Below are 12,676 nucleotides of genomic sequence, written 5' to 3'. Positions count from 1 at the left end.
TATCCAAATAAATTAAATTCTCTCATTTATGATTATTGATTTCCTAAGCTCCAAAAGACTATCGAGTAAATTCTCATTTTTTTGCATGTCAAAACTTAATGTTAGATTAAAAGTTTCATCTGAATTAAAAAAATCAAATACTTCTTTTGATTTTGCCCTTAAGTATAAATCTTCATCTATAAGTCTTTTTTCACCAATTAATAAATATTGACATTTATCTATAAAACTCTTTCTAAAATCAATAGTATATAGATTTTCTAAAATATTATATTGATAAATAGCAATATTGTTAAACACTTTTAATATGTTTGAATTTACAAAATTGTAAATTTGATTATCGTTATACAGTGATATTTGTTCATATATATACTCCCTAAATAAAGGATGAATGTTTTGTTTAAGTTTTAAAGTGACTTCGGCTGGTATTTCAAAATAAAGCTTCCAGTACCTAGAATTATTTTTTTCTAATATAAAAGCTACTCTATTTAAACTAGCACGACTAATCTCTTTTAGTGTACAATCAAAATTGTAGTGTCTTAAACTAGTTTTTTCATTCTCAAATACATAATCAAACCACTGTAGAACATTTCTATCAAGTTTTAAACTCATATAAAAACCTTCTTCCTTATTTACTAACCTTACTAGGTCTTTTTATCTCATTATATTCTGCTAATAAACTTTCTTTATCAGCTCTACTACCTTTATAAGCTATATGTGGATTTATCATATACTCCCCATTTTTCACTCTCTGTAAAAAATCCATTTTTTTCAATTCTGTAAACAATGAAGATAAAGAAGTTTTTGGATATTCAAGTTCACAAGATAATTCATGTAGTGTTTTTCTAATCTTATTATTTTTATCCATAGAGTTTATTAATTTTAATGGAATTAAATCTCTTTTAGTATACATTCCTTCTACTACTTTAATATAATTTTTAAAGCAAATATTCATATATTTACTTTTATTCATAACTAAATCTTTACTCTCTGTATATTCCTGATTTAGGTCTTTTTTTAATGTCTTATCTAAATTAAATATCTCTTATCACTCTCCTTACCTCTAATTGATAATATAAATATATTACAAAAAAATATGTATGTCAAAAGTAAGAATGCAAAAAGTTTAGCTCTAGACTAAACTTTTGTTTATCTATAAGCTAAACTTTATTACGTTTTTAAATTAGCATTTCCAATTTATTGGTAACATTTTAGAACAATATTTATAAATTTTTTTTAAAATTTTAATACATCAAAAAAACTAGTATCTTATAAAATACTTTTTTCAAATATATATATTTCAAATTCCTTTTTTTCTAAAAACAGTTGACATATTATATATATATTTATATAATGTGTATATACTATATATACACTTTAAGGAGGTGTTTTGTTGAATATAGTTATTAGTAATTCAAGTGGAAAGCCAATATATGAACAAATTACTACACAAATTAAAAGTATGATTATAAGTGGAGAATTACCAGAAGGGTCAGCTCTTCCAAGTATGAGACTATTGGCAAAGGAACTTAGAATAAGCGTGATTACTACAAAACGAGCATATAGTGATTTAGAACGTGATGGATTTATTGAGACAGTTACTGGTAAAGGTAGCTTTGTATCTAGTAAAAACATGGATTTTGTGAAAGAAGAGCAATTTCGTTTAATTGAAGAGTATCTACAAAAAGCAGTTGATACAGCTAAAAGTAGTGGTATTACATATGACGAACTAAAAGATATTTTACTTTTATTATATAAGGGAGAATGATAATTATGGATGCAATAACTATAAAAAACTTAAATAAAACTTATAAAGATTTTAGTCTACAAAATGTATCTTTTTCAGTACCAAAAGGAAGCATAATGGGATTTGTAGGTGAAAATGGTGCAGGAAAAACTACTACATTAAAAGCAATTTTAAATTTAATTTCTTATGATAGTGGAAATATAGAAATATTTGGTCTTGATAACAAAAAAAATGAAAAAGAAATTAAGGAACAAATTGGTGTTGTATTTGAAGGAAGTAATTTTCATGAAAATTTAAATCTAGATAATGTATCAAAAATTATGAGTAAAATCTATAAAAATTGGAATCATGCATTATTCAAAGACTATTTAAAAAAGTTGAGAGTTCCAGAGAATAAGCTAATTAAGGAGTTTTCAAAGGGTAACAAAATGAAACTTAGTATTGCTGTAGCTTTATCACATAATCCAAAATTATTAATTCTAGATGAAGCAACTAGTTCACTTGACCCTATTGTTCGTGAAGAAATATTGGATATATTTTTAGATTTTATACAAGATGAAGAACACTCTATTATTTTATCTTCACATATTACAAGTGATTTAGATAAAATAGCAGACTATATTACATTTATACATAAAGGTAAAATAGTCTTTAGTGAAAATAAGGATGAATTAATTAATAATATGGGAATTTTAAAATGCAAACCTACTGATTTTGATGATATTTCAAAAGAAGATTACTCATATTATCGTAAAAGCCAATTTGGATATGAAGTACTTCTTAATGATAAATATAGATTTATAGCAAAACATCCAAACTTTGTAGTTGATAATACGTCTATAGAAGAAATTATGTTATTTTATGTGAGAGGTGATAAATAATGAAAGGCTTAATTTTAAAAGATTTAATTAATTTAAAAGGCAATATAAAATTTCTACTTTTATTTGTAATTATGTTTGGGCTTATATCTTCTTTTGGAGGAGGAGATGCTAATAATCTTGTGGGTATTATTGTAGTCCTATGTACAACAATGATTGTTTCAACATTCTCATATGATGATTTAAATAAATGGGATAGTTATGTACTTACAATGCCTATTAAGCGTAATGATATTGTACTAAGTAAATATCTGACTATGTTAATATTTAGCTTTGTAGGTGTATTGGTTTCACTTATACTTAGTATCATTATTGGTTATTTTAAACATAATTTTATATTAAGTGAAACTCTACTTATTAATGCATTAGTCTTATCTATTTCAATATGTTTTGGTAGTCTTATCTTACCACTTGTTTATAAATTTGGTACAGAAAAAGCTCGTGTATTAATGATTTTATGTTTTTTAGTTCCAACATTACTTTTATTAGTTTCTAAAAATATTCTAGAAACTATTAGTTCACCTCTTTCACTAGAAATTATATTTAATACACTATTATATTCTCTTCCATTTATTGCTATATTGCTATTTGTAATTTCATATTTTATATCATCAAAAATTTATAGCAAAAAAGAAATATAAAATATTTTATATGGGTTTTTATTTAAACTGTTTAAGTAAGATTTTATTAAAAATACTATCAATTTTGTTTTGATAGTATTTTATTTTTATGTCTTATGTCTACTCGGCATTATATTTTGAATATTTATCTTTAATAATACTTTACTCTTTTATCAGTATATTCATTCAACATGATGTTCATATAAATTTAATTATTAATTACATTCTTGAATCTAAAAACAAGACTCTGTTTAAAAATAATTCTTATACACAGTAAATTAAATTATTTTAATACTTAATGCCCAAAATTACTAAATTTATTAATCATTATTAATAGAATTAAAGCTCTATTTTATTTTTAAAAATTTTAATCTTGATAATATAAAGTTAAAAATAAATTTTCTTAATTTGACATCAGCATAAATGACTATTAGAATAATGTTAAACTAGAGTATTTCAATTGTTCTAGATAAAAAATGAAAATAAATAAAAGATTGTATAAGGAGACAATTCAAACACGGAATTAGAAATTACAGAAAAAGTAGAAAAGCAAGATGAGGATGTTATTTTTCAAGGATTATTAGAATATAACCTTACTAATCTTGAAAATAAAAAAATACATATTTAGGAGGTACACATGCTAGGTCAAAGATGTATGAATTATCTGCAAACATTAGGAAAAATAAGTTCAACAACAAATGGTCTTACAAGACTTATATTAACTGATGAACATAAAAAATCTATTGATTTAATAAGTTCATGGATGAAAGATTTGAATCTTGATATTGAAATTGATGATATTGGAAATGTCATAGGTACATATAAATCTAATATTCCAAATGCCCCTACATTAGTAGTTGCATCTCATCAAGATAGTGTAAAATGTGGAGGTATATTTGATGGTATGCTAGGAATAATAGTCCCTTTAATTGGACTTGAAGAGTCAAAAAACAAGAATAAATCTTATCCTTTCAACATTAAGCTAGTTGCCTTCGCTGAAGAGGAAGGAACTAGATTTGAAACATCTTTAATGGGAAGTAAAGTTTTTGCTGGCACTTTTAAAGAGAATCTTCTTAAATCTGTTGATGAAAATGGAATTACACTTGAAGAAGCTGTAACAAAGTTTGGATTTAATACTAAAAACTTAATAAATTTACATCCTAGAAAAGATATAGATGCGTATTTAGAATTTCATATTGAACAAGGACCTGTCTTAGAAAATGAATCTCTTCCTGCTGGAATTGTATCAAGTATTACAGGATTTAAAAGTTTTAAGATATCAGTAAATGGTAAATCTGGACATGCTGGTACACTACCAATGGATATGAGATTTGATGCTGGATGTTGTGCTTGTGAATGTGTGTTAGCCATTGAAAATATAGCTAGAATGACTACTAATTTAGTTGCTACTGTTGGAAAGATGAATTTCTATCCATCTTCATCAAATGTAGTACCTGAAAGGGTTGAATTTACCCTTGAAATTCTCATATTTTCTTTATGTTTATTTATATCTATTTATATTTTTTACGAACATGTCTATTTACAATATGTCTAAAATGATTTCTTTATTTTATTTTCTTTATGCTTCTTTACTTGTATTTTATTTTATCAAACTAGTTCGGTGGCAAATAGGTGGCAAAAACAATTTGCCACCTATTTTTTCTTTATACTTCTTTATTTCTCATCTTCTTCCAAATTCTTAAAATACTCTTCTAGTTCCTCTAACTTTTTTTCATCTACCTTCTCATCATCCTTATGTAATGCTGAAATCAAACTTGAAATTGAATTTTTATGTATATTTTTTATAAATTCTCTTGTTTCAAATCTCTGATATTGTTTTTCTTTTACTAGTACATTATAGTGAGTACGTTTATCTATTTTCTCTGTTTCTAAAAACTCCCTTCTTTGCAATCTTTTTAATACTGTAAATGTAGTTGTATCTTTCCAATCATATTTTTCTTCCATTGCGTCAACTAATTCCCTAGAAGTTAATACTTTGTTAGCTTCCCAAATATATCTCATAACTTTTAATTCTGCTTCTGGTAATTTACTAATCTTCATAGTTTACACCCCTTTGCCGATTTATGTATATGTAAATTCTACATCAATAAAGCTTATCAAACAAGAGAATTTAGCCAAATATATCCATCCAATTTTTACCATATTATTCTTTTAGGTTTCTGTAATACTCTTCTAATGAGTCTAACTTTTCTTTACTTACATTTTTATGTGTAGTAGTAAGAGAACGCATTATTTTTCTACTCTTACTAGATTTTAGTACCTTTTTCTTAAAAGCATAATATTCTTCATTATCTATTATTATTTTATAATGAGATTGAAACCTTATAATATCCCTAGCCAAATAACCTTTGTCAAGCAGTCTTTTTAATAGTGTTTTTATTGTGCTTTTATGCCATCCATACATCTGTTTTATATCTTTTACAATTTCTTTTTTAGGCATTTTAGAATCTTTTTCCCATAAATACTCCATTACTATTAGTTCTGCTCTTAATAATTTTTCTATTAATATTTCTTCTTCCATCTTAATGTCACTTCCTCATTTAGTCTAACTTAAACTAATAATAGGAGCTTTTTAACACAAAAACTACAGGTAAAATTTACCATATATTCTACTATTTTAGTTTATTTTTATATATAAAAAATATTATTCATATCTACAAATTTATTCAATTTTCAAACACATATGTTGAATAATAACTAGTTGTATTGTATTGTTTTAATTGTAGAATAATGCTGAATTGGTAAAACTAAAGGAATTTAGTGGTATAAATATTTATTAAATAAGACTTGTAAAATGAGTTATAAGTTATATTGGTAAGTTATCAAAAACATATACTCTTTTGGTTTTGTGAAAGTTTTTTAGGTGGGCAATAATATCTATATTTAAAAATAAATTGTATGGATATACACATATATTGACTACTTATAATTATAGTTTATATGGTTATTATAATTTTATAGATACACAGTTATATAGATTTTGTTTCCTGAAGAATCTTTTTTTAGTTTTATCTACTTTATAAATATAAGGGGTGATATCAATGTGTTTTAAGACTTACATACTAAAAAGACTTGTAAATAACAAGCAACTAGAAATAACTCGAAGTTTCGACTTAGATAATCTTATTTGTACTGCAACAGAAATATTGAAAGATAATAAGATTGATTTGATAATTATTGATGAAAAAAACAATGTTGTTTGGAGAAATGAAAAAATCATTCCCTGACATGAGAATGCTTAGTTACAGATATAGAAGTGTACTGCAAATACACTTCTATTTTTTTATTATATCATATAATTTACTCTATGAAAAAGACCTATTTAAATCGTTTCTAAGATATGTTGAGTAAGGTTATTGATGTTTATACATTAATGTATTTCAAAAAAATAAGCACTCCTATAAAAGAGTGCTTTGGTGTATGTTAATGTATATATCTAATACAATTATAACATGTCTTATGTTTTAGTATGATAATTTTAGTTTGCTTTATTGTTACATATTATTTTATAGTTTCATGTATTTCTTTTTAAACATAAAACTATAGTAGAAGTAGAAACTTTATTCTCCAAACACAGTTCTTTTCATAATATATTTCTTTTATAGCTAATTTAGTTGTGTATTTACTATATGTTTTTGTTAATATAGTGTAGAATAATATAAACAATAAAAAAATAGGAGGAATAAAATGGCATTTCCAAAAAATGTACAAGTTAACGCACTTGCTTCTTGCAAAAGACATTGTTGCCTATGTGAAAAATACTGTAAAACTAATATTGAATTACATCATATTATACCGAAATCAAAAAATGGAGAAGATACAATTGAAAATTGTATCCCTTTATGTTTTGATTGCCATGCAGATGTTGGTTCATACAATCCAAAGCACCCAAAAGGAAAAAACTATTCCATTGAAGAATTAAAGAGCCGCAGAGATAAGTTCTATGAAAAAATTAAAAATATGCCTATAGGATTATCTTTTCTAAGTGTTGAAGATTGTATAAAGTTAAATGAATTTAAAAATGATATAGCTCATATTGTGGAATATATAATATATATAGACTTTTCAGCTGAGCCATTTGATTTGAATTTAAAGTCATATCTAGATGATATACTGTGTAAATGGGGAAAAATAACAAATAGGATGGATAATATTAATCTGGAAAACATAAAGTTTAATATTTTAGCAAATATCTACAAATTAAATTCATATTTAACTCCTAAATATTTTCATAGTACACCTTCTAAAACTTTAATATTTAACAACCATCCATCAGAGAATTTGCAAGAGTTACAAAAAGAAACATATAGTTTAAGAGTTTCTCTAGATGAATTACTCAACAAATTATATGAGTATAAATAAAAACCATTTTTAAATACAAAAAGGGCTTTCTTAAAATAAAAAGATAGTCCTTTTTAAGTCTATCTATTAATAAAATCTAATGCTTTATAAAGTGTATCAAATCTATCATTTCCCTTTATCATAGTATATCTTTCTTTAGTTATAGAACTTATCTTATTACATGCTCCTCCACCTACGATATACAGATTTTGTGTCTGACCTGGTACATAGTCTTTTATATCACATACTCTACATTCTTCTTTCTTATAATTCCAGCCAATAATTTCTGCTGGTATTCTGTCAACCTCTCCATCATAGACTATTGTATATTTTATCGTGCTATTCGCTCCCCCAACATTTTTTATCTTATCTTTAAAATCTACCCACAATTTTGGATTATCAAGCATCTTACGAGGACAATATTTTCTCTTAGCATCATAATGCCTAATCACTTTATCTGCACTAATATTTAAATCTTTCATTAACTTTTTAGTTAAGTCTATTGCATTTTGTCTTGCTTTTGTATAATTTCCATCACGATTTACACATATTTCTATGTTTATACTATTATAGTTTGTAACTCCTGCAACTAATGCAGTTCCATAACTTTTACCAACCGCCCATGCTCCATCTTTATGGTCTAGTGTTTGATATATCACTTTATCATCAACATAATAGTGTACACTTGCTTCTAGATTACCATTATTGAGTGCTTGTGCATGCCTTTTAGCATCTGCTCCCTTGCTCTCGTTATCTGTCTCATGAATTACTATAAACCTAGGGCTATTCTTGTTTGGATAACACTTTTTCTTTGTTAACATCTTTATTATATCTACCATTATTTATTTTCCTCCTTTAGTTGTTTGTAAGTTTGATTTATACCTATTGATATACCCCAGCAAATTACACCTTGTAAGACTGCATCAGCATTTAATCCTAACATCCATACTGAGAAACCTATCCCAAGTGCTAATAACACTACTGGAATATACTTGTTATCTAATTGTTTATATTTCTTACAACCTGCTCCTATAACATAAAGAGCAGCAACTAAAATTAGCAACTGCTCAGGTATGAAACTTATTAAATTATCCATATCTTATCCTCCTAATTTAAAATATTCCTCTCTGTATGGCAAATATAAAGAATCCTACAAGTGTTGTAATCATTGTCCCAATCAACCACTTTAGCATACTTGTAAGTGAGTTCAAGTTCTCACATAGTGCCTTTAACTCTGCTTTAGACTCTATATTCGCTACTTTTAATTCATCTATTTCATCATTATGTTTATTTATTGTTACCTCATGTCGTTTCAAATTGTCTTTGAAAAGTTCTTCATTCATGAAAACCTCCTTATTTGTATTAAAATAAGACTTAGAGGTTATCTAAGCCTTATAAAAAATTTTCTAGTATTAACTTTTAAGCGTTATAACATTCTTCTTACTTTTTTATTTATTGAAACTTAATTCTATAGTTCTATTTTACCTATACATATTGATTACCTTATTTTATTCATAAGCATACCATGTAAAAGTATCACCAACTTTACAATAGTATATCGTTTTACTTTCATCAAAATTATCTGCACGATAAGTATAAAGTGTGAAACTGCTACTGCTAACATCTTTTAAATAAAGAAAAGCAGACATGTAATAATCACTACTTCTATCAACTCGACCAAGTGAAGTTTTAGTATTCAAATTATTAACTGCATAAAATTTTTGTGTATAACCACCTCCATAAAGAGCAAGATAATTAATAACAATAAGACTAGGAGTAAAACCTAAATTAGTAGGAATAACAAGAGATTTACTTTTACCACCAAGATAATAATACTCTGAATAAAAATTATCAACATCATTTTGAGTAAAAGTATAAGTACCTGTAGCCCATCTTTTTCTTTGTCCTAATTCTGTGTTTAACTGACTTATAGTATTATTTTTTTCTGTTAGTTGATTTTGTAACTCCTGTACACTAGTATCTGAACTATCAAAAGATTCCTTTACCTTTTCTGACAATTCCACTAAAGAATTATTTAAACTTGATTCGATATTTTTTAATGCCAATACATTTATGATAGAATTCTTACCATTTATTAAACCATCTTTCATTTCACTAACTTTTGTTGCTATATCTTGTAGACTAGCATCATCCCCTAATGGCATTATATTCTTACTTATACTTACAACTTTTTCAGCGGTTGCATTAGCACTATCTGTAACGACTATTTTTAATGTATGCAAGGCATTATCTTCTAATGTATAGTTAATTATTTTCTCTGTTGTTAAATCTGTTGTGATAGTTTCTTTTAATACATCATCTATAAAATATTCTATTTTAGTTAATAGTGTAGGATCTGTGTGGTCTGCTTTGAAAGTTGCTTGTGTAGAGTTATAAGAGGATACAGTTAAAAATGGCAATGCTTGAAGTAATGTTATTTTAGCACGACCATCTGAGTAATCACCTACAACAGTAGTATTTCCACCAGTTGTCATAACTACATTATCAAAATAATATTCAGATGTTGGAATATAACTAGGTGGTTTATAACTATCTTTAGTTAAAACATAACCACTTCCACCACCACTTCCAGAACCAGAACCACTAGTAGCAGAACCACCAAACCAGCCACCACCACCACCTGAATAAATTGAAGGATTTTTATAAGTAGCACCATTGCCAAAAAAGCCATCACTTTTACCATCATCAGTAATGCCTTTACCACCTTCAAATTGTGTTCCACCATGAGAAGGAATACCATTCCAACCTCTACCAGGCATACCTTTTAAACCACCACCATCGCCACCTCTATAAGTATCTATAGTTCCACCACCACCACCTGCAACAATTATCCTAGATAACAAACCTTGTTCATTATCCCATTCACCACCAATAAGTCTTATATCAGTAGCTCCACCACCAGAAGCACTACTACCACTACCACCACCATTAAATCTATAATCTTTTCTACCATCTAAACCAACATAAAGATATAAAGTAGTTTCTTTTTTTAACGTTATTTCACCACTACAATAACCACCATAACCATAATAAAATCCACTTTCATAAGGAGTACCTCTTGTACCACCTCTTGCACCCCAACATTCAAATTTATATTTACCAGGTTTTAATGTAACACTTTGTTCACTTCCTGTACAATTAAATTCATAAACTGTTGTCATTCAATCCACCTCTTTCTTAATTTATGGTTTTATTGTACCTAATTTCAAAGCCATAAAAATCTGAAAAGTGTAGATGAAGTGTGGGCAAAATGTAAATGAATTTATATATTTTTAGGAATAAAAAAAGAACCTTCTATAGTGTTGGTTCTACTTGTGTTTCTTCTTTATTTAATAAACCTGTTAATTCTAAATATTGTTCTTCTGTAATTCTGTTTACTGCATAGAATACATCCATTTTATGTTGTAAATCCTCTTTGGTACTATAGTTCTTTTGTTCTATCATTAATTTTAATAAGTTATACATATTAATTCCTCCTAGATATTATTATTTAATTTCATATTTACTACTTCAAATGCTGTGTTTACTATCTCACTATCTCTATTTTTATTTTCTTCTTTTAACATACTTAGTTCTTCTTCTAATGCTTTTAATCTCTTTTGTTCATCTGTTAAAATGACTTCTATATTTTTTAAAACAGGCTCTTTTGTGATTGGATTTATAGACTCTATATACTGTTTACCATAGTCTATACTTCCAAATTCAATATCGATATAATTTAATTCTGTTATTGTATCATGCTCTAATATATCTCCTGCTGCTTCACCTGTTTGTATCCATACCTTACCTGTTTGGTCGTAAATTATTCTATTTCCTCTATTCATTCTATCACCTCATATTATATTAATTATATAAAAACTCTATATCTAACGCATACCACCTAAAAGAAAATTTATTAAATTTAAAAGGAAAATCAACGCCAGCATTCATATCACCCTTACCAATTTCAATCTTAAAACTATCGGCAGTAATATCTCTAATACTAGCACTACCAATAATTCGAGTATATGAACCATTGTTATATTTAATATTTGTACCTGCAGAATTGATACTAATACCACAACTAAGAAATTTAGCCGGATTTGAACCATCACTTAAACCAAAACTCATGATTAAAATAGTTTTTGGAACAAAATTTAAATTAGTTGGAACAACTAAGGAATTTTGAGAACCATCTGGTGGAGTATAAGTACCTGTCGCATATTTAATCCTTTGACTTAATTGATTAGTCAATTCTGTTATCCTATTTTGCAACTCCTCAACACTAGCATCTGAACTATCAAAAGAAGTCTTTATTTTCTCTGATAACTCAACAAGTGTATTATTTAAACTTGAATCTATATTTTTAAGTGCTAAAGTATTTATAATACTTGTTTTCCCATTCTTAAAACCTTCTCCAATCTCTACCAACTTAGATGATATATCTTGCAAGGTTGCATCAGATTGAAGTGGCATAATTTCTTTACTTATACTCAAAACTTTCTCAGCAGTTGCATTCTCTGCGTCTGTAGCTACTATTTTAAGTGTGTGTATTGCATTGTCTGTAAGTTCATAGTTTATTGTTTTTTCTGTTGTTAAATCTGTTGTTATTGTTTCTTTTAATACATCATCTATAAATACTTCTATTTTGCTTAAATTATTATCTGCGTCTATTGCTGTAAATATTGCAGTAGTCGAGTTATAAGAGGATATATTCAATTTTGGTTTAGTGTTGCCTTTTGTGAATGTAACAGTTTTATCTAACATTTTACCACCAGCAACAGTGCCAAGCTCAATAGTTATATTATTTACAGAATTAAATACTAAATTAGATAAATGTTCATCAGTTAAATCTATAGTGTAATTAGAATCTACTGTATTATTTTTTTCACTTATTACGACATCATTTAATTTTACAGTTATTTTAAAACTAACATCAGGATTGCTATCATAAATATTATATTTTATACTGCAAGCATCACCAATTACACCTAAATCATTGTTTATGGATATAGATGGATTTGGCACAACTTGAACGGTAGTGTATTGATACATATTATAAGTATCAGTTA

At 26.7% G+C, this 12,676-nt stretch carries 17 protein-coding genes; 6 read left to right on the top strand and 11 right to left on the bottom strand.

Features of this window, described 5'->3' with window-relative positions; all coding sequences use genetic code 11:
- Positions 1–12: 12 nt before the first annotated feature.
- Positions 13–609, bottom strand: a complete 597-nt coding sequence (locus Q3287_RS17160; RefSeq protein WP_054270476.1) for a hypothetical protein — start codon at positions 607–609, stop codon at positions 13–15.
- 16 nt (positions 610–625) lie between these two features.
- A complete protein-coding gene (locus Q3287_RS17155; protein WP_054270477.1) occupies positions 626–970 on the bottom strand; it encodes a replication/maintenance protein RepL in 345 nt (114 codons plus the stop codon).
- A 420-nt stretch (positions 971–1,390) separates the two neighbouring features.
- Between Q3287_RS17155 and Q3287_RS17150 the strand changes: the two genes are divergently transcribed.
- From Q3287_RS17150 to Q3287_RS17135, 4 genes are all read left to right on the top strand, one after another.
- On the top strand, positions 1,391–1,765 hold the full coding sequence (locus tag Q3287_RS17150) for a GntR family transcriptional regulator (RefSeq protein WP_021384840.1): 375 nt from the start codon (positions 1,391–1,393) through the stop codon (positions 1,763–1,765).
- Positions 1,762–2,625, top strand: coding sequence for an ABC transporter ATP-binding protein (locus tag Q3287_RS17145; RefSeq protein ID WP_407964507.1), 864 nt, complete (start codon positions 1,762–1,764; stop codon positions 2,623–2,625). Before Q3287_RS17150 ends, Q3287_RS17145 begins: the two co-directional genes overlap by 4 nt.
- A complete protein-coding gene (locus Q3287_RS17140) occupies positions 2,625–3,263 on the top strand; it encodes an ABC-2 transporter permease (protein WP_054270479.1) in 639 nt (212 codons plus the stop codon). The genes Q3287_RS17145 and Q3287_RS17140 overlap by 1 nt, the downstream gene beginning before the upstream one ends.
- Before the next feature lie 616 nt (positions 3,264–3,879).
- Positions 3,880–4,797, top strand: coding sequence for a hydantoinase/carbamoylase family amidase (locus tag Q3287_RS17135; protein ID WP_407964506.1), 918 nt, complete (start codon positions 3,880–3,882; stop codon positions 4,795–4,797).
- A gap of 119 nt (positions 4,798–4,916) precedes the next feature.
- On the opposite strand, the gene Q3287_RS17130 is transcribed toward Q3287_RS17135, so the two are convergent.
- Both Q3287_RS17130 and Q3287_RS17125 read right to left on the bottom strand, forming a co-directional pair.
- Complete coding sequence (locus Q3287_RS17130; protein WP_407964505.1) at positions 4,917–5,303, bottom strand: BlaI/MecI/CopY family transcriptional regulator; 387 nt, start codon at positions 5,301–5,303, stop codon at positions 4,917–4,919.
- A gap of 103 nt (positions 5,304–5,406) precedes the next feature.
- A complete protein-coding gene (locus tag Q3287_RS17125) occupies positions 5,407–5,784 on the bottom strand; it encodes a BlaI/MecI/CopY family transcriptional regulator (protein ID WP_407964504.1) in 378 nt (125 codons plus the stop codon).
- Between the two features lie 520 nt (positions 5,785–6,304).
- On the opposite strand from Q3287_RS17125, the gene Q3287_RS17120 reads away from it, so the two are divergent.
- Together Q3287_RS17120 and Q3287_RS17115 are read left to right on the top strand one after the other, a co-directional pair.
- On the top strand, positions 6,305–6,490 hold the full coding sequence (locus Q3287_RS17120) for a hypothetical protein (protein ID WP_407964503.1): 186 nt from the start codon (positions 6,305–6,307) through the stop codon (positions 6,488–6,490).
- Between the two features lie 460 nt (positions 6,491–6,950).
- Complete coding sequence (locus tag Q3287_RS17115) at positions 6,951–7,625, top strand: HNH endonuclease (protein ID WP_407964502.1); 675 nt, start codon at positions 6,951–6,953, stop codon at positions 7,623–7,625.
- 59 nt (positions 7,626–7,684) lie between these two features.
- Here Q3287_RS17115 and Q3287_RS17110 read toward each other — a convergent pair whose 3' ends face one another.
- The 7 genes from Q3287_RS17110 to Q3287_RS17080 all read right to left on the bottom strand — a co-directional run.
- Positions 7,685–8,443 carry an N-acetylmuramoyl-L-alanine amidase family protein gene (locus tag Q3287_RS17110; RefSeq protein WP_407964501.1) on the bottom strand — a complete coding sequence of 253 codons (759 nt, stop codon included), beginning with the start codon at positions 8,441–8,443 and terminating at the stop codon, positions 7,685–7,687.
- Positions 8,443–8,700 carry a phage holin family protein gene (locus Q3287_RS17105; protein WP_095904947.1) on the bottom strand — a complete coding sequence of 86 codons (258 nt, stop codon included), beginning with the start codon at positions 8,698–8,700 and terminating at the stop codon, positions 8,443–8,445. Before Q3287_RS17105 ends, Q3287_RS17110 begins: the two co-directional genes overlap by 1 nt.
- A gap of 16 nt (positions 8,701–8,716) precedes the next feature.
- Positions 8,717–8,947 (bottom strand): hemolysin XhlA family protein, encoded by a 231-nt coding sequence (locus Q3287_RS17100; protein ID WP_021384792.1) that lies wholly within the window; start codon positions 8,945–8,947, stop codon positions 8,717–8,719.
- Positions 8,948–9,112: 165 nt separating this feature from the next.
- Complete coding sequence (locus Q3287_RS17095) at positions 9,113–10,786, bottom strand: glycine-rich protein (protein WP_407964500.1); 1,674 nt, start codon at positions 10,784–10,786, stop codon at positions 9,113–9,115.
- A 133-nt stretch (positions 10,787–10,919) separates the two neighbouring features.
- Entirely contained in the window at positions 10,920–11,090 is a 171-nt protein-coding gene (locus Q3287_RS17090; RefSeq protein WP_407964499.1) for a hypothetical protein, read from the bottom strand.
- Between the two features lie 11 nt (positions 11,091–11,101).
- Positions 11,102–11,449 (bottom strand): hypothetical protein, encoded by a 348-nt coding sequence (locus Q3287_RS17085; RefSeq protein ID WP_407964498.1) that lies wholly within the window; start codon positions 11,447–11,449, stop codon positions 11,102–11,104.
- Between the two features lie 19 nt (positions 11,450–11,468).
- A partial coding sequence (locus Q3287_RS17080) for a hypothetical protein (RefSeq protein ID WP_407964497.1) occupies positions 11,469–12,676 on the bottom strand: 1,208 nt, incomplete at its 5' end.

This window comes from Clostridioides sp. GD02404, assembly GCF_045898275.1.
In the GTDB taxonomy this organism is placed as follows: domain Bacteria; phylum Bacillota; class Clostridia; order Peptostreptococcales; family Peptostreptococcaceae; genus Clostridioides; species Clostridioides difficile_A.
This window is presented reverse-complemented; position numbering and strand designations above follow the sequence as displayed.